Source organism: Cupriavidus sp. 21MJTG02-4 (assembly GCF_057798975.1).
Map to the genome: position 1 here is coordinate 113,782 of NZ_JBYOJP010000003.1, position 16,117 is coordinate 129,898.

Annotated in this window: 17 protein-coding genes; 8 read left to right on the forward strand and 9 right to left on the reverse strand. The window is 65.2% G+C overall.

The features are described from left to right. Positions 1–34: 34 nt before the first annotated feature. Positions 35–2,065: a hybrid sensor histidine kinase/response regulator gene (locus tag AC3FKH_RS06830; protein WP_488674070.1), complete on the reverse strand. Its 2,031-nt coding sequence runs from the start codon at positions 2,063–2,065 to the stop codon at positions 35–37. 258 nt (positions 2,066–2,323) lie between these two features. Here AC3FKH_RS06830 and AC3FKH_RS06835 point away from each other — a divergent pair, with 258 nt between their 5' ends. Both AC3FKH_RS06835 and AC3FKH_RS06840 read left to right on the forward strand, forming a co-directional pair. Then, positions 2,324–4,174 (forward strand): ATP-binding protein, encoded by a 1,851-nt coding sequence (locus tag AC3FKH_RS06835; RefSeq protein WP_488674072.1) that lies wholly within the window; start codon positions 2,324–2,326, stop codon positions 4,172–4,174. A gap of 423 nt (positions 4,175–4,597) precedes the next feature. Beyond that, positions 4,598–4,840 (forward strand): isochorismatase, encoded by a 243-nt coding sequence (locus tag AC3FKH_RS06840; protein WP_483734057.1) that lies wholly within the window; start codon positions 4,598–4,600, stop codon positions 4,838–4,840. Between the two features lie 29 nt (positions 4,841–4,869). Here AC3FKH_RS06840 and AC3FKH_RS06845 read toward each other — a convergent pair whose 3' ends face one another. The 3 genes from AC3FKH_RS06845 to AC3FKH_RS06855 all read right to left on the reverse strand — a co-directional run bounded on the left by AC3FKH_RS06845 (position 4,870) and on the right by AC3FKH_RS06855 (position 6,977). Next, a complete protein-coding gene (locus tag AC3FKH_RS06845; RefSeq protein WP_488674073.1) occupies positions 4,870–5,226 on the reverse strand; it encodes a hypothetical protein in 357 nt (118 codons plus the stop codon). 85 nt (positions 5,227–5,311) lie between these two features. Beyond that, positions 5,312–5,596 carry a hypothetical protein gene (locus tag AC3FKH_RS06850; protein WP_483714003.1) on the reverse strand — a complete coding sequence of 95 codons (285 nt, stop codon included), beginning with the start codon at positions 5,594–5,596 and terminating at the stop codon, positions 5,312–5,314. Positions 5,597–6,074: 478 nt separating this feature from the next. Then, complete coding sequence (locus AC3FKH_RS06855) at positions 6,075–6,977, reverse strand: LysR family transcriptional regulator (protein WP_488674075.1); 903 nt, start codon at positions 6,975–6,977, stop codon at positions 6,075–6,077. Between the two features lie 116 nt (positions 6,978–7,093). Between AC3FKH_RS06855 and AC3FKH_RS06860 the strand changes: the two genes are divergently transcribed. The 5 genes from AC3FKH_RS06860 (at position 7,094) to AC3FKH_RS06880 (ending at position 10,500) form a co-directional block, all read left to right on the forward strand. After that, the gene (locus AC3FKH_RS06860; protein WP_488674076.1) at positions 7,094–8,083 is read left to right on the forward strand and encodes a 2Fe-2S iron-sulfur cluster-binding protein; all 990 of its coding nucleotides are present in this window, start codon (positions 7,094–7,096) and stop codon (positions 8,081–8,083) included. 47 nt (positions 8,084–8,130) lie between these two features. Continuing rightward, positions 8,131–9,384: an aromatic ring-hydroxylating dioxygenase subunit alpha gene (locus AC3FKH_RS06865; protein WP_488674078.1), complete on the forward strand. Its 1,254-nt coding sequence runs from the start codon at positions 8,131–8,133 to the stop codon at positions 9,382–9,384. A gap of 4 nt (positions 9,385–9,388) precedes the next feature. Further along, entirely contained in the window at positions 9,389–9,859 is a 471-nt protein-coding gene (locus tag AC3FKH_RS06870; protein ID WP_488674080.1) for an aromatic-ring-hydroxylating dioxygenase subunit beta, read from the forward strand. A 21-nt stretch (positions 9,860–9,880) separates the two neighbouring features. Then, a complete protein-coding gene (locus AC3FKH_RS06875; RefSeq protein ID WP_488674082.1) occupies positions 9,881–10,195 on the forward strand; it encodes a non-heme iron oxygenase ferredoxin subunit in 315 nt (104 codons plus the stop codon). 83 nt (positions 10,196–10,278) lie between these two features. After that, positions 10,279–10,500 carry a DUF3820 family protein gene (locus AC3FKH_RS06880; protein WP_211950750.1) on the forward strand — a complete coding sequence of 74 codons (222 nt, stop codon included), beginning with the start codon at positions 10,279–10,281 and terminating at the stop codon, positions 10,498–10,500. Between the two features lie 3 nt (positions 10,501–10,503). Here the strand turns inward: AC3FKH_RS06880 and AC3FKH_RS06885 are convergent, their stop codons facing one another. From AC3FKH_RS06885 to AC3FKH_RS06895, 3 genes are all read right to left on the reverse strand, one after another. Next, on the reverse strand, positions 10,504–11,256 hold the full coding sequence (locus AC3FKH_RS06885; RefSeq protein ID WP_488674085.1) for an SDR family NAD(P)-dependent oxidoreductase: 753 nt from the start codon (positions 11,254–11,256) through the stop codon (positions 10,504–10,506). Between the two features lie 124 nt (positions 11,257–11,380). Next, a complete protein-coding gene (locus AC3FKH_RS06890; protein ID WP_488674087.1) occupies positions 11,381–12,439 on the reverse strand; it encodes a porin in 1,059 nt (352 codons plus the stop codon). A 154-nt stretch (positions 12,440–12,593) separates the two neighbouring features. Next, positions 12,594–13,583 carry a Bug family tripartite tricarboxylate transporter substrate binding protein gene (locus tag AC3FKH_RS06895; protein WP_488674088.1) on the reverse strand — a complete coding sequence of 330 codons (990 nt, stop codon included), beginning with the start codon at positions 13,581–13,583 and terminating at the stop codon, positions 12,594–12,596. A gap of 256 nt (positions 13,584–13,839) precedes the next feature. Here AC3FKH_RS06895 and AC3FKH_RS06900 point away from each other — a divergent pair, with 256 nt between their 5' ends. Further along, complete coding sequence (locus AC3FKH_RS06900; protein ID WP_488674090.1) at positions 13,840–14,556, forward strand: FCD domain-containing protein; 717 nt, start codon at positions 13,840–13,842, stop codon at positions 14,554–14,556. On the opposite strand, the gene AC3FKH_RS06905 is transcribed toward AC3FKH_RS06900, so the two are convergent. Both AC3FKH_RS06905 and AC3FKH_RS06910 read right to left on the reverse strand, forming a co-directional pair. Continuing rightward, on the reverse strand, positions 14,553–14,939 hold the full coding sequence (locus AC3FKH_RS06905) for a RidA family protein (protein ID WP_488674092.1): 387 nt from the start codon (positions 14,937–14,939) through the stop codon (positions 14,553–14,555). The genes AC3FKH_RS06900 and AC3FKH_RS06905 overlap by 4 nt on opposite strands. Beyond that, entirely contained in the window at positions 14,936–15,817 is an 882-nt protein-coding gene (locus tag AC3FKH_RS06910) for an alpha/beta hydrolase (RefSeq protein WP_488674094.1), read from the reverse strand. The genes AC3FKH_RS06905 and AC3FKH_RS06910 overlap by 4 nt, the downstream gene beginning before the upstream one ends. Positions 15,818–16,117: the final 300 nt, after the last annotated feature.

Genomic DNA, 16,117 nt, shown 5'->3' on the forward strand with positions numbered 1-16,117 from the left:
CACGTGACCGTTGCCGACCGCATCATGATGCGCCCTAACGCGCCCACCGGGCAATGCAGGCGCGCAGTGCTTCCATGCGCACGGGCTTCGCCAGACAGGCGTCCATGCCCGCGTCGCGACACTGCTGCGCGATCTCGGTGCCCACCGAGGCTGTCAGCGCAACGATCGGCACATCGGCATTGGCTCCGGGCCCGGACGCCCGGATCCGGGTCGCCAGTTCGAAGCCATCGATCCCGGGCATCTGGCAGTCCGTGAGCACCAGGGCGAAGGCGTGTTGCCCAAGCAGTTCCAGTGCCGCTTCGCCGTCCGACGCCACGGTGCAGTCCTGGCCCAGTTTTTCCAGCTGGCGCCGCATGATGACCTGGAACGGCAGATGGTCTTCCACCACCAGGATGGCCTTGCACTCGTCGAGCGGCGCGATCGACAAGGGCTGCGGTGCAGCCGGATCTCCCGCGGCAAGCGCCGGTACGGGTTCGGCCACCGGCAAGGTCACGCACAGGGAGACCGTCGTGCCCGCGCCAGGCTCGCTGATGAGTGTCAGCGTGCCGCCCATGTGCTGCGCCAGCCGCCGGCAGATCGCCAGGCCCAGCCCGCTGCCCCCGAAGCGTCGCGAGATGGTGCTGTCCGCCTGGGAGAACGGCGCGAACAGCAGTGCCTGCTGCTCGGGCGCGATGCCAACGCCCGTATCGGCAACACTGAGCGCCACGCGCTGGCGCTCGCCCTGGTCTTCCAGCAGCGCCAGCCGGAGCCGGATCCCGCCGTGTGCCGTGAACTTGACTGCATTGCCGACCAGGTTGAGCAAAATCTCCTTGAGCCGCGTGGGATCGCCGAGCAAGGCCGCGGCGACGTGCGGATCCGCATCGAACGTGAAAGCCAGCCCCTTGGCCGCAATCGCGGGCCGATGGACGGCCATGACGGATTCGACGAGCGCGCGCGGATCGACCGGCAGCGATTCCAGCTCCAGCTGGCCGGCCTCCAGCCGCGAATAGTTCAGGATGCCGCCGAGGATCTCCATCAGGAGGCGCGCGGCATTGTCGGCCAGCGCGACCTCCGAGGCTTGCTGCGCGCTCATCGGGCTGCCGCGCAGCAATTCCAGCGCACCGATCACGGCGGCCAGCGGGGTGCGGATCTCGTGCGTCATGGTCGCCAGGAAGCGCGCCTTGGCCTGCGCCGCCTCTTCCGCGGTCGCGCGCGCTGCGGCCAGCGCGTCGAGCTGCCGATGTTCGTCGGTGGCGTCGCCGGCGTAGCCACTCCAGCGCAGTTGCCCCGATCCGGTCCGCACGGGCGCGCCGACGAACAGCCGCAGCCAGCGGGTTTCGCCATCGACCAGGATGCGCAGCTCGAACTGGGCCGCCGACTGCGCAGCAGCGGACTGGCGCAGGGCTTCCGCCATCTTGAGCCGGTCGTCAGGCAGCACGGACGCATACCGGCCGTCCACCACCGCGAGCAGCCGCTCGGCCGACCAGCCGCGGTAGCGCTCGGCCTGGGCCGCGAAATACGAAAACCAATGCCGGCCGTCGGGATCGGCGCAAAGCTGGAACGACGCCACCGGCAAAGCGTCGGAGATCTCGTCGAGCATGCGCTTGGCATCGAGCGCGGCGCGTTCCGCGGCCAGTTGCCCGGTGAGGTCGATGGTCGCCGAGACGACGCCCGCCACGGTGCCATCCGGCAGTCGCAGCGGCTGCGTGGCAAAAAGGAGGTCGTGCCAGTCGCCGGCGGCGTCCTGCACGTGCAGGGCTTCCTCGACGCGCTGGCCGGTCGCCTGGGCTTGCCCGACGGGCGACGCCACGGCCGCGGTGATATTGGCCGGCAAGTCGACCTCTGCAAGGGTCCTGCCTACCATCTTCTCGCTGCCGATGCCAAGAAAAGACTCGAGCGCCGCGTTGACCACCATATAACGGCCACGCTCGTCGCGCGCGGCAATCGGATAGGGCGCGGCATCGACAATGGCAGCCAGCACATCGCGCTGTTTGCCCAGCGCCCGCAGGCGCCGGTAGAGGCGAGCCAGGCAGGCACCCATCAGCACCAGGCAGGCCGCCAGCAGGCCAGTCAACGCAGTCGGCATCGCAAGCTCCATCGCTAAGGGGGGCGCGCAGATCAATAATACCGCTCCACAGTGCCTTGCACGCCGCACCTGCAGGCTACTGGCAAGGTGTCTCGGCATGGGCAGCCCACACCCTAATAGGAAATTTCCGCACAGAAACTCAGACGATTCTGAAACTGCGGCGATGCAGGCGTCCATAGAGTGTGCAGACAGAGATTGCGCCCGGCGACGTCAATGCCGTGCGGCGCGCTCCTTCATGCCCAGTTGCCTGCCTCCTCGATGCTGTCCGCCCTGCCCCCGCCGCTCCTCTGGCTGGCCGTGTGCCTGCCGGTGCTGCTCGCGTCCGCGCTGCTTGGCGCGCGGCTGCGCGTACTGCGGCGCCGGCTTGCGCGCAGCCAGGCCAGCGCGGCAAGGCTGCGGCAGCGCCTGGCGCTTCATACCGCGGTACTGGACAGCATCCCGCAGCCCGTCTACGTGCGCGACGCCGAGCAGCGGCTCATCACCTGCAACCGCCGCTACGAGGAACTGGTCGGGGCCTCGCTGGCCTCGCTGCGCGGCCAGCCGCCGGAAACACCGGGACAGCTTGCGGGCGTGATCGACGATATCGCCGCATTGTCGGAGGACTATCGTGACGTCATTGCCTCGGGCCGCCCGCTCAGCAAGGACCGCTGCCTGCATATCCAGGGCGCAAAGCGGCACGTGCTGAACTGGGTCGCGCCCTTGCCCGGCCCCGGCGAGACGGTGACGGCCCTGGCCGGCGGCTGGGTGGACCTGACCGAGCGCCACGACATGCTGGCGCAGCTGGCCGAAGCCAAGGCGCGCGCCGAAGCCGCCAGCCGCGCCAAGTCCACCTTCCTTGCTTCGGTCAGCCATGAGATCCGGACCCCGATGAACGCGGTGGCCGGCATGCTGGAGCTGGCGCTGAAACGGCCGGGCCTGCCGCCCGAGGATCAACGCATGCTGTCGACCGCGCATGATTCGGCGCTGGCATTGCTGGCCCTGATCGATGACATCCTCGACCTGTCGAAGATGGAGGCCGGCAAACTGCGCGTCCACGCCGTCCCGGCAAGCCTGCCGCAGCTGGTGGACGAGGTGCTGCAGATGCTCGGGCCGGTGGCCGCGCAGAAGCGATTGCCGCTGGTACCGGTCATCGATACCGGCGTCGCGCCCGGGCACAAGATAGATCCGCTTCGCTTCAGGCAGATCCTCGGCAACCTGGTTTCGAACGCCATCCGCTTTACCGATCACGGCGAGGTCCGCGTGCATCTGCGGGGCGGCCCGGTGCGTGCGGGCATGCAGGAAATCGAACTGACGGTGTCTGATACCGGCATCGGCATCGCGCGCGCCGACCAGGGCCGCCTGTTCCAGCCCTTCGAGCAGGCGCACGACCGCTCGCGCCCGCAATCCGGCGGCACCGGCCTGGGCCTGGCCATCTGCCGGCGCCTGGTCGCGGCCATGGGCGGCCGCATCCGCCTGGAGAGCGAACCGGGCTCCGGCACGTGCGTGCAGGTCACCCTCCGGCTGCCAACGGCCTGCGCACCAGCCACCGCCCCGGGACCGATCGCGCCGCCGCCTGGCGCCGTAGCCGCCAGTCCGCTGCATGTCCTGGTCGTCGACGACCATGCGCCCAACCGCCTGTTGCTGACGTGGCAGTTCGAATACCTGGGCCACCGCGTCGAGACCGCCGCCGACGGCCGCGAGGCCCTCGCACGGTTGGTCACGCCCGCGTCCGGGCAAGAGGATCCGTTCGACCTGATCCTTTGCGACTGCGCCATGCCGGTCATGGACGGCATGGCGTTCGTCCGGGCGCTGCGCGGGCGCAACGACGCACTGGCGCGCATTCCCGTGATCGGCTGCACCGCCAGCGCCGTGCCCGAGGATCACCATGCCGCGCTGCAGGCGGGTATGGACGGCATCCTGGTCAAGCCGGTCGGATTGCAGGCGCTGGGCGAAGCCGTGCGCACTTATACCGGCGGCGGCGGCCCCGCTCCGGCATCCACGCCTGTGGCCCTTCCCTGGCCCTGCGGCGAGACGTCGTTGCCGGCTCCGGCCCCCAAACCAGATCGATGGTGCGAGATCTGCGAGGCCATGAATGTGCAGTGCGACCAGTTCCGCCAGTCGTCTCCGTGACCGGCAAGCGGCGAGCCCGGAACAGGCCAGCAGGGAGAGGATCTTCCAACGGTGGTATCATGGACCCCACTTGCCATTCATCGATACCTGTCGGACTGAATGTGCTGGCCGCCAGACCACATTGGTCAACAGCGCGATCGAACATGCATTGGCGGTCTGTCGGGCGTACACCCGATTCCTCTGGGCGACACTCGCCCACCACCCTATCGACCGGCGGCACGTCCGCTCCGCAATCATCGCGCATGTACCTGGCGCGTTCGGCTTGCGCAAGCACGGTCCTCTCACGCCAGTAATGCCGCCCGCGCCTGATGCACGGGACGCGACACTGACTATTCATCCATGGCGCCCGCTTGCCGGGCCACCACGCACGGTATATGGCCGTGCGCGACGCCGCCCAAGGCCGCGCCACTAGCAGGAGACAATTTGAATCTCAACATCACACCCTTCACCGTTTCGGTGTATCCCATCCAGCAGCAACCGGGTGTCTGGTTTGCGAACTACATGATCGCCGAGTACCGGAACGGCGCCGAGCGCATTGTGGCCAACGTCTCGATGCGGCACGCCACGCACCGCTCTGAAGCCGATGCCAGGAAGGCCGCCCGCCGCGCCGGCGAAACCGCGGTCGCGCGCATGCGCCAGCAGCGCTCGCCGCACCGGCAGGCATAGTCGTCAACGCAGGGCCGGGCGGACCGGCGCTATCGTGCCCGGCCCGGTACGCCCCCGCCTACCGGCCTGAGTTCGCCATCCCAAGGCGCGGCATGCAGATCCAGGACAGAATCGCCCTCGCGCGTCTTCTCGTAGAGATGGTCCCGGACCGCCTGCCCGATTGCCAGGCGGCATAGCGTCTCGCTGTTCTGCGGGAGCGTGTCCGGCGACAAACCGGCTGCCACCATCACGCCGAACGAACGCCTGCCATCTCCGACAAAGCTGGCGAACCTGACGCCGGTGGGATGTCCCGCCGCGGCAAAACAGGTGGCGACATGGTAGGCGATCCCTTTGCCTGCGCCCGGCAGCGTGCACAGGAAACTCGATGACTCCGCGACTTTGTTCATGGTTGTACTGGCGCTCCAGGCGGCCTCATGCCGCCGTTGTCCCAGTGACCTCATGGGCGCGATTGAGAATTCCCGTCGACGATACTCAGAGGGAAACGACGGATTGGCCGGGAATGGCGCCGTTGATGATGTCCTCGGCATAGCGAAGCACTGCGCGCCGTGCCGCCCCAACGTTGTCCCAGGGCGTTTCGTCAAGACGGAAGGTACGCGCCTTCTCGCCTTCTGGCTGTCCGCCTTCACGGCAGATCACGACGGCTGCGTTGAAGGATCGGTCTGGCTTCGGCTCCATCCAGGCCCGTTCCGCAGTATGTCTGTACACCAGAGGGTAAAGGTCATACCCCTTGTAAGTGGCAGTCGGAAAAGCATCCATGACACGCTCCGGGGCGTTTGCGATGTATTGCCCACTCTACTCCTCTTGCACGCCGCGAGTGCCTTTATTTCGCCCGGGATCGCAACTGCGCGACAGTGCCTGCGAAAGGCTTTGCAATGCGAAGCCATCTGTGGCCACTCTCTTCCGATCCTGCAATCCGAATATGCGAGCCATATCGTGATGCGTGCTACAGTGAGCCTTCCCTAATGCAAGAGGCCAGTATGTCGCTCTGTGCAAATTGCCTCGCACTGATACCCGACACACCCGGCGTCGCTGGCCACCCCGCACTTCGCATCGTGGACACCCAGCGGCGCAAGGTTCCGCGCTCGGTCACCGTCACCCTGAGTACATTCCGCTGCACGGACTGCGGCGCGATGTGGCGTTACCGCGAAGCGAAGGATGACGGGCCGCAAGGCTGGGCGCTGCTGACAACGGAAACCGCGAACCAGGGATCCTGAGCACGGCGCCGCGAACATCTTCAATCCGAAAACAGGCCGACGAATTCCTTGCGCAGCCACTGGTTGGCGGGGTCGCGATGGTACCGGGCATGCCAGAAGAGATTGATCTGGATTTCCGGCAACTCGACCGGATGCGCAATATGCCGCAGTCCAAAGTAAGCGGCGCTGCGACGGGCAAAGGTCTCGGTAACCGTCGCGACGAGATCCGTGCTCGCAACAATGTCCGCCAGCGCGGCGAAATGCGGCACGCGCAAGCGAATCTTCCGCTGCACGCCCCGCTGGGCGAGGATTTCATCGACCCGCGCATGTCCCGTGCCTGCCGCCGTCACCACCACGTGCTCCGCTTGCTCGAAGTCGCCCTGGCTGACGTCGCGCTTGTCCAGTGCATGGCCGGGCCGGAACATGCACACGTAGCGCTGGCGGAATAGCCGACGCTGGAAGAATTCAGAACCCAGTTCAGGCAGCGGCCCCACCGCAAGGTCGATCTTGCCCAGGCTCATTTCCGATGCGAGATCGACGGCCGTATTGCGCACGGTCGCTACCGCGACCCCCGGCGCGCGTTCCCGCAGCGCGCCCATCAGCCGCGGAATGAAGTGCACTTCGCCGATGTCGGTCATCGCAATCCGGAACGACCGGTCACTGCGCAACGGATCGAACGAGACTTTCTGGCTCAGCGCAACCTGTAAGGCTTCGAGTGCGTACGCAACCGGCTCCGCGAGATCCTGAGCAAGCGGCGTCGGCAGCATGCCCTTGCTGCTGCGCACAAAGAGCTCGTCGTCGAACAGCCGGCGCAGGCGCGCCAGCGCATTGCTGACGGCCGGCTGGCTTAGGTTGAGTGCCCGGGCCGCTCCCGATACCGTCCGCTCGCGCAATAAGTGCTCGAACACCACCATCAGGTTCAGGTCCACATCCTTTAGTTCCACGGCGCACCTTTATTGATTTGGTGAATAGGCGATATTGCCGCAATTCTATTGGTTAATTTCACTCGTTGCACCATGATTCCTTCCAGGCCACAAGACAGACCACTGCCGGAGACATCATGGAAGTCCTCGTCCAACCCTTGGGCAAACGCATCGACATTACCGGCGGCGAGAACCTGCTGGCCGCGCTGCGCAAGCACGACATTCCCATTTCATACAGTTGCATGGCCGGCCGCTGCGGCACCTGCCGCTGCCGCGTGATCGACGGCGATATCCATGAAGCCGGCGGCTACGATTTCCACCATGGCGACCACGCGACGCAACGCCATGTGCTGGCATGTCAGTCGGTCGTGACCGGCAATTGCTCCATCGAGATCCCCGAGCCCGACGAGGTGGTCGTGCACCCCGCGCGCATCGTCAAGGCGACCGTCACCGCACTGACCGAACTCACCCACGATATCCGGATGATCCGGCTGGCACCGTCCAAGCCGCTGTCGTTTTCGCCCGGCCAGTACGCGATGCTGCAGTTCACGCCGGACCATGTCCGCCCTTACTCCATGGCGCGGCTGGCCAGCGATGGCGAGCTGGAGTTCCATGTGCGCAGCGTGTCCGACGGCCGCGTCACCCGCTATATCCGCGACACGCTCAAGGTCGGCGACACGGTTCGCGTCAGTGGCCCGCTGGGCACGTCGTACTTGCGCACCCGCAATGACGATCCGATCCTCTGCATCGCCGGCGGCACCGGGCTCGCCCCCGTACTGTCGATCGTGCGCGGTGCGATCGCGGCGGAATTGCCGAACCCGATCCACCTCTACTTCGGCGTGCGCGCGCCACGCGATGCCTATGGGCTCGACTGGCTGCGCGAACTCTCACAACGGCATCCGCGGCTGCGCGTCGAGATCGTGTCGACACTGCCTGGCGATGACGCCGGATTGCGCACCGGCCTGGTCACCGAAGCCGTTGCCGCCGACTTCCCCGACCTGCAGGGCTGGCGTGCCTACCTGTGCGGCGCGCCGCCGATGGTCGACGCCGCCACGCTGCTACTGCGCAGCAAGGGCGTAGCGCCCGCGCACATCTACGCCGACGCCTTCTACGCAACCGGCACCTGACACCCCGCCACATCCAGATGGACACCACAACGATGGAGACGACATCCATGGCCAGCACCCCCACGCAAGACCGGCCTGTCTGGGCCGAAGACGGCATCAGCCGCATCCCGTTCCGCGTCTACACCGACCAGCAGCTTTACCAGCGCGAACTGGAACGCGTCTTCTACCAGGGCCACTGGAACTACGTCGGCCTGGAAGCGGAAATCCCGAGTCCGGGCGACTTCAAGCGGACCACCATCGGCGAACGCTCGGTCATCCTCGTGCGCGACCAGGAAGGCGGGATCAACGTGGTCGAAAATGTCTGCGCCCATCGCGGCATGAAGTTCTGCCGCGAACGCAGCGGCAACCGCAAGGACTTCCACTGCCCCTACCACCAGTGGAACTACGACCTGAAAGGCAACCTGCAGGGCGTGCCGTTCCGCCGCGGCGTGAAGCAGGACGGCAAGGTCAACGGCGGCATGCCGGCCGACTTCAAGCCGCAGGACCATGGGCTCACGCAGCTGAAGGTCGCCGTGCGCGGCGGCGTGGTGTTCGCCTCGTTCGACCATGACGTGGAGCCGCTGGAGGATTACCTCGGACCGGAAATCCTCTGTTACTTCGACCGCCTGTTCAACGGCCGCAAGCTGAAGGTCCTGGGCTACAACAAGCAGCGCATCCCGGGCAACTGGAAGCTGATGCAGGAGAACATCAAGGACCCGTACCACCCAGGGCTGCTGCACACGTGGTTCGTCACGTTCGGCCTCTGGCGCGCGGACAACAAGGCGCGCCTGGTCATGGACCCGCACTTGCGCCATGCCGCGATGGTCTCCACGCGCGGCCAGGGCGGCAAGGGTGAGGTCACGTCAGGCGTGACCAGCTTCAAGGACCAGATGACGCTGCAGGATGACCGCCTGCTCGACATCGTCCACGAGCCCTGGTGGGGCGATCCGACCGCCGTGATGATGACGGTCTTCCCGAGCGTGATCTTCCAGCAGCAGGTGAATTCCGTCTCGACGCGCCACATCCAGCCCAACGGCCCGGATTCGTTCGATTTCGTCTGGACGCATTTTGGTTTCGAGGACGACACCGAAGACATGACGCGCCGCCGCTTGCGGCAAGCCAACCTGTTCGGGCCCGCCGGCTTTGTCTCGGCCGACGACGGCGAAGTCATCGAATGCTCGCAGGAGGGTTTTTCGCAGAAGCCGTGGCACCGCGTCGTCGCGGAACTCGGCGGAAAGACCGCGGAGAACACCGACCACATGGTCACCGAGACGCTGATCCGTGGCATGTACGCCTACTGGCGCAAAGTGATGGAGATCTGACGACATGGACTTCGCAACGTATCACGCGCTGCTGTCGCTGTACGCCGACTACGCCAGCGCCGTCGACCAGGGCGACTGGGACCGCTGGCCCGAGTTCTTTACCGACGACTGCCTCTACCGCGTCCAGCCGCGCGAGAATTTCGAACGCGGCCTGCCGCTGGCCACCATGTCGCTGGAGAGCCAGGGCATGCTGCGCGATCGCGTCTTCGGCATCCGCGAAACGCTGTTCCACGATCCCTACTACCAGCGCCATATCACCGGCGCGCCGCTGGTCCGCGAAAGCACCGATGCATATATCGTCGCCGAAGCGAATTACGTCGTACTGCGCACCAAGCCGGACCAGGTCAGCGAGGTGTTCAACACCGGCCGCTATCTCGACCGGATCGCGCGCACGCCGCAGGGCCTGCGCTTCGCCGTCCGACAGTGCATCTTCGACAGCGAGATGATCCCCAACTCGCTGATCTACCCGATCTGAATACGACACCGGAGACAACCCATGACCGAAACCTGGATCGAGGCGGCCCCGCTTGCCAGCGTGCCGCAAGACGATGTGATTGCCGTGCGAGTACAGGATCGCGAGATCGCCCTCTATGGCGTCGACGGCGAGGTGTTCGCCACCGACAATCTCTGCACGCATGGCCATGCCAGGCTCTGCGATGGATTTCTCGATGGCCATGAAATCGAATGCCCGCTCCATCAGGGCAAATTCGATGTACGGACTGGTGCCGCCATGTGCGCGCCGTTGACCGAGGCGGTGCGCGCCTATCCCGTGAGGATCGAGGGCGGGAAGGTGTTTCTCGACCTGGGCTGACCCGGCGCAGCCGGACCACGGCCAACGGGGTCCGGCTGCGCGGTGGCGCTACAATGCCCGCCACACCCCCCAAATCACCTGCCATGCTGCCGGACAGCGAATCCCTTCTCCTGCTTGTCACCCGCCAGATGCCGTTCGGCAAACACAAGGGAACGCTGATCGCCGACCTGCCCGGCAACTACCTGAACTGGTTCGCGCGCGAGGGCTTTCCGCCCGGTGAAATCGGCCGCTTGCTCGCGCTGATGCACGAGCTCGACCACAACGGCCTGACGGACCTGCTCAAGCCGCTGCGCGGCAGAGCCTGAACGTCAGATCCCCAACCCGCCGAGCGATTTTCCGCCATCGACGAAAAGCGTCTGCCCCGTGATGAAGCGCGTGCCAGGCGACGCAAGAAAGGCTATCGCATTCGCAATGTCATCCGGCGATGCGGCAGCGCCGCTGGGTTCCAGCGACACGGCGGTAGCGTACTGGTCCGGCGGCATGGTGCGCGTCATTGGGGTATCGGTAAAGCCAGGGGCGATCGAGTTCACGGCGATCTTCCTGCCGCGCAGTTCCATCGCCATCGCGCGCGTGAGTCCGATCACGCCGGCCTTGGATGCCACGTAGTCGGGGAAGCCCAGACCGCCCAGTGCCCCGCGCGAAGATACCGTGACGATGCGGCCGCCCTCGCGCATCCGCCGCGCGCCTTCCTGCGCCGGCACGAACACGCCGATCAGGTTGACCTCCAGCGTCTGGCGAAAATCCTCATCCGTCACCTCGTCAAAGCTGCGGGGCTTGTAGATGCCCGCCGCGCAGACGACGACATCGACGCGTCCCTCCGCATCCATCGCGCGCGCCAGGCCGCTACGGTCGCATACATCCAGCGCGTAGCCGACGACGTCCAGCTCCATCTGTCGAAGCGCCGACTCGGCCGCACTGACGGCGGCGGCATTGCGATCGATGATCGCCACACGGAAGCCATCCCGCGCCAGGCGCTCCACGGTGGCGCGCCCGATGCCGGACGCGCCGCCGGTGACGAAAGCGATTTCCCGATCCGTCGCGCCGGACTGCTTTGCATTCATGCTTCTCTCCAAGCTATATCTGTGCCGCCATGCGGCCAGGAATAAAAGAGGCCCGGCGGGCGGCCATGACATGCCGCGCAGCCGGCGCCAAACCCCGCAAGCTTGCACACTCGCGGAACGGTAGTCAGAAGATGTGGTTCATGCCCAGGCTGAAGGCCGAATTGCCGGCGGCAGCATTGCCGACGTCGTTCGCATTCCACACGCGATAAAAGCCGGAGGTCGCGGTATTCGGCGCACGGTTCCAAATATGCGCATATGACGTATAAAGGCTGGTGCGCTTCGATAACCGGTACACGTAGCCGATGCCAGCCTGCTGGGCATCATTGTTGGCGGCGGTCCGGTCATTCTTGTAAATATAAGACGCGACGATGCGGCCCGCGCCCACGGGAATCGACGCGCCGACCAGGATGTCCTCTGACTTGTAGTTCGGCGTACCGGGGACAATCGCCCCGCGATTGATCACGTAATTGAGATAGCCCGTGGCAGCACCGAAATCGTACTTGGCACCGAAGAACACCTCGCGCGCGTCCTTGCCGGGCCCGTTGGCATCATGCGCGTCCGCATACGCGACGCGCCCCATGAACCGTTCGTTCGAGTAACCAAGCGATGCGCCGAACTGCCCGTTGGTGCTCACGCTGCCGGGGGTCTCGCCGAAGCTGTACGACACTTCGCCATCGAGCCCACCAAGCGTGTTCGGCAGGTTGTATTTGATGCCGTTGTCGAAGCGGTTGCTGCCACCGCGGCCACCGGCCGAGATCAGGTTGGCGGACGTGCCCGCCAGCCCGGTCACGAATGGATCGAATTCAACCTGGGCAAGCGCCAGTGTCGTGTATTGCCGCCCCAGCGTGATGCGACCGGCCCTGGCATCGAGGCCGACATAGGCCTGCCGGCCGAACAGCAGGCCGCCCTGCCCCGATGCCCCGGTATCCATCAGGACGCCGGCCTCGAGCGTGAAGAACGCTGCCGTGCCACCACCGAGCTCTTCGCGGCCACGCATGCCGACGCGCGAACCCGACATCATGCCGCTTGTCACCTTCGTCACCGAACCCGCCGCTGCCCCGTTTTCATGGACCAGGCCGACATCGGCCACGCCATACAGGTTGACCGAAGACGACTGCGCCCATGCCGCGCCGCACGCGCCGAATGCCGCCAACGCTCCCGCCAGAATTGCCCGTTTCCTCATTGCACCTTCCTTCTTGTCGTAGGGTTGCAAACCTGAATTTCCAAATTCACGCTTTTCTTATAAATTCGAGCCGCGCGCGCACGAAACCGTGCCCCGGTACAAGGGCCTTACGGGTTTAAACGGAAAGGACTTGCCGCGCGCGCGGCGGATCGGGTCAGTCGGCCTGGATGCCGAATTCCTTCACGAGCTTGCCGTAGCGCGCATAGTCGTTCGCGATCAGCGTGCGCAGCGCGGCGGGATCGCCGCCGACGGGAGTCGTGGCAATGGTCGCCATGCGCGCCACTACCTCGGGCATTTTCAGGATCTCGTTGAGATGGCGGTTCAGCGTGCCGACCAGTTCGACGGACATGCCCTTGGGCCCGAGCACGGCTTGCCATGCGCCGACCTCGACATCCTTGTAGCCGAGTTCTGCGAGGGTCGGCACGTTGGGCGCGAACGGCGAACGTTTGGTATCCGCGACGGCCAGCGGACGAAGCTTGCCGGACTGGAAATACTGCGCTACCGGGCCTAGGGTCGAATACATCATCGGCACCTGGCCGCCCAGCAGGTCGACAATGGCGGGCGCGCTGCCGCGATATGGCACCTGGGCGATCTTCACGCCGGCGGACTTATTGAACAGTTCACCGAGGATGTGCATGGGCGAGCCATTGCCAGGGCTGGCATAGCTCTGCAGACCGCCGGACCTGGCGCGCGCGACAAGCTCCGACATCCGGGTGACGCCGGCCTCCTTGTTCACGATGACAAACAGCGACTGCGTTCCCAGTTCGACGATCGGCGTCAGGTCCTTCTGCGGATCGTAGCTCGCGCCGGTGCCTGGCCGGAGCACCAGTGGCGAAATCGCCAGCGTATTGGGGGCGAACAGCAGCGTGTAACCGTCAGCCGGAGCCTTGGCCACGTAAGCGCTTCCGATCGTGCCGCCCGCACCGGTACGGTTCTCGACCACCACCGGCTGGCCCAGGCGCGCGGTCAGCTTTTCGGCGAACAGCCGAGCGAGCACGTCAGTATCGCCGCCGGCCGGATAGGCCACGACGAGCGTGACAGGCCGGTTTGGATAGCCTCCCTGAGCCACAGCGCTGCCCGCCAGGGTGGCCGCGGCCATGGCCGTCAGTGCGATCAGCACACGGCGTCTTGCAGTCTTGTTCATGGTCATTCTCCCCGCTCCGATTTTCGTTTCACATATAAAACGACGTTTCACATAAACGCGTGGAAATTATAAATTTACTAATATCGAATAAAAGATGGCGTTTACCCTGCATGCGAACCAAGGTGATCCATAGGTTGCCCGATAGTGCAAAATTTCGTTGATGCAGTTAAATTTATTAAATTCTTGAGGGCCGGCAGTTCAAACCACGCGAAAGCCGGGCTTCCCCATTCACTTGCCGCCCAATTGCAGAACCACTATGCGGACTTCCGACCTGCCCAGCAGACCCCAGACCCCCGAACCGGCACCAAGCCAGACCATTTCCGGAAAGGCCTATCAGCTGCTGCGCGCCGACATCATTGCGGGCAGCCTCGCGCCGGGAGAAAAGCTGCGCCTGCAGGCGCTGCAGGACCGCTACGAACTCGGCCTCAGCCCGATCCGCGAGGCGCTGATGCTGCTGTGCGGGGAAGGGCTGGTCAGCAATGAAGGCCAGCGCGGCTTCAGCGTGTCGAAGTTGTCAAAGAGCGACCTGCTCGACCTGATGCATGCGCGCACCTCGATCGAGCTGCAGTTGCTGGCGGACGCCATCGAGCACGGCGACGACGACTGGGGCGCCAACATCATGGCCGCCTACTACAAGCTGACCAAGGCACGCCTGCCGACCGACGCATCCGACACGGTCGCGGTCGAACTCTGGGAAACCGCCCACCGGCGCTTCCACTTCGCGCTGGTCGCGGCGGCGCGCTCGAGATGGCTGTCGCGCATCGACGAACAGCTGGTGGACCATTCCGAGCGCTACCGCCGCATCCGCCTTGCCTATCGGGAATCCAGCAAGGCGCTGGCCGACGATGTCATGCAGGAACACCTCGACCTGATGGAAGCGGTGCTCGCCCGCGATACCGCCAAGGCGTCCGAACTGCTGAGGCACCACCTCATGCGCACCGCGGATGTCCTGAGCCAGCGCTTCGCGGATTAGTGCGCGACACCGGCTAGCGCCACATAGGCCACGATCTCGATGCGCATGCCGGGCACGACCAGCGCCTTGGCGATCACGGTCGAGCGGTTCGGATACGGGGCGGCAAAGAATTCCCGGTACACCGCATCGACCACGGGCACGTCATCGGCTTCGACCAGCGTGACGAGCACCTGCGCAACGCTTTGCAGGTCCGCGCCGGCCGCTTCAGTTGCCTTGCGCAGGTTCTCGAAGGTCAGGCGCGCCTGCTGCGCGACATCTCCGGTGTCCACGGTGCCATCGGACCGTACCGGACCATGCGCGGTGAACATCAGGCCGGAGGCGCTGACCGCCCAGGAAAACGGTTGCGCCGGCATGGGCAGGCCGGTGTCGATCATCTTTCTCATTGCGATGTCTCTTTGACGAGTTGTGCCAGCCGCGCGTACCAAGGATGGCCAGGATCGGCGAGCGCGGTATGCGTGCCAAAATGATCTTCACCGGCATGCTCGTGGCAGCGGACGGTGTCTTGCTGCGTCGTGAGCATGGCGTACAGGCTGCGATTGGACCGGATGACGCGTTCGCTGTCATGCTCGCCATAGCTCAGTACCATCGGTACCTTGCTGCCTGCGGACCAGGTCAGCGGGCTCATCACGGCATCGGACTCCGGCGCGTCGAGCAGCAAGGTGTAGACGCGTTCTTCGAGACTGCCGGGCGCGGGGCTCGGGTGGTACAGATTCATGATGCCGCTGATTGGCAGGCAGCCGCGCAGGTTTCCTGGCACAACGCCCGCTGCCGTCAGTGCGGACTGCCGCATGGTAGTCATCGCGGCAATGCCGCCGCCGGCTGAATGCCCGGCCAGATAGAGGCGCGCCGGGTCACCGCCCCACCTGGCAATGTCCCGCTGGACCGTGGCCAGCAGCAATACGCCATCGTCGAACGCAGCCGGCAGCCGGTGCACCGGCGCCAGCCGGTAAGTGGGCGCCACCAGCACCATGCCGAGTGCCGTCACCAGCGGCGCCATAAAAGAGACGTACTCCTTGTAGCCATTGGTCCAGCCACCGCCGTGCCAGAACACGAGCACCGGTGCATGGCGCAGTGCGTCGGTGGTAAAGACGTCATAGCGATGTTGCCGGGAAGGGCCGTACGGCACGTCCCGAACCGCCGAGACATGGCCCGGCAGCGCGTTGGCCCAGTCGAGCACGGTCTGCTCGTAGGCAATCGCCGCTTCGAACGTAAGCGGCGGCTGGTGTGGCACGGCGGAGGTGCCGGTCTGGACTGACGTCATCTGTGTCCTGTCTCATTCTGTTTGAGGTTTGTCGCCGGGAAGGTGGCAGTGCGCGACACCTCCCGACGCCAGGAAAGAATATACACACTCAATATATTTCCAAGCAATAGCATTATTTATAAATAATATGCTGAGCAAGCTGGAAGACATGTGCTCCTACGGACACCTGTATTGATGAGATGGCGCTTATTCGCACGGACTTGCCTGGCCCTGCCGGACAGCAAAGCAAGCCGGGCCGATTTACATCCTGTGGTATGAACTAGCCGGCCGGCCAGTCTGTTGCGCGCCACATTCCGCACC

Bases quoted from the DNA above. Each gene is read 5' to 3' on its own strand.
- AC3FKH_RS06885 (WP_488674085.1), bottom strand. From the start codon at position 11,256: ATGAATGCAAAGCAGTCCGGCGCGACGGATCGGGAAATCGCTTTCGTC.
- AC3FKH_RS06900 (WP_488674090.1), top strand. From the start codon at position 13,840: ATGCGGACTTCCGACCTGCCCAGCAGACCCCAGACCCCCGAACCGGCA.
- AC3FKH_RS06845 (WP_488674073.1), bottom strand. From the start codon at position 5,226: ATGAACAAAGTCGCGGAGTCATCGAGTTTCCTGTGCACGCTGCCGGGC.
- AC3FKH_RS06880 (WP_211950750.1), top strand. From the start codon at position 10,279: ATGCTGCCGGACAGCGAATCCCTTCTCCTGCTTGTCACCCGCCAGATG.
- AC3FKH_RS06895 (WP_488674088.1), bottom strand. From the start codon at position 13,583: ATGAACAAGACTGCAAGACGCCGTGTGCTGATCGCACTGACGGCCATG.
- AC3FKH_RS06860 (WP_488674076.1), top strand. From the start codon at position 7,094: ATGGAAGTCCTCGTCCAACCCTTGGGCAAACGCATCGACATTACCGGC.
- AC3FKH_RS06870 (WP_488674080.1), top strand. From the start codon at position 9,389: ATGGACTTCGCAACGTATCACGCGCTGCTGTCGCTGTACGCCGACTAC.
- AC3FKH_RS06835 (WP_488674072.1), top strand. From the start codon at position 2,324: ATGCTGTCCGCCCTGCCCCCGCCGCTCCTCTGGCTGGCCGTGTGCCTG.
- AC3FKH_RS06890 (WP_488674087.1), bottom strand. From the start codon at position 12,439: ATGAGGAAACGGGCAATTCTGGCGGGAGCGTTGGCGGCATTCGGCGCG.
- AC3FKH_RS06850 (WP_483714003.1), bottom strand. From the start codon at position 5,596: ATGGATGCTTTTCCGACTGCCACTTACAAGGGGTATGACCTTTACCCT.
- AC3FKH_RS06830 (WP_488674070.1), bottom strand. From the start codon at position 2,065: ATGCCGACTGCGTTGACTGGCCTGCTGGCGGCCTGCCTGGTGCTGATG.
- AC3FKH_RS06910 (WP_488674094.1), bottom strand. From the start codon at position 15,817: ATGACGTCAGTCCAGACCGGCACCTCCGCCGTGCCACACCAGCCGCCG.
- AC3FKH_RS06865 (WP_488674078.1), top strand. From the start codon at position 8,131: ATGGCCAGCACCCCCACGCAAGACCGGCCTGTCTGGGCCGAAGACGGC.
- AC3FKH_RS06905 (WP_488674092.1), bottom strand. From the start codon at position 14,939: ATGAGAAAGATGATCGACACCGGCCTGCCCATGCCGGCGCAACCGTTT.
- AC3FKH_RS06875 (WP_488674082.1), top strand. From the start codon at position 9,881: ATGACCGAAACCTGGATCGAGGCGGCCCCGCTTGCCAGCGTGCCGCAA.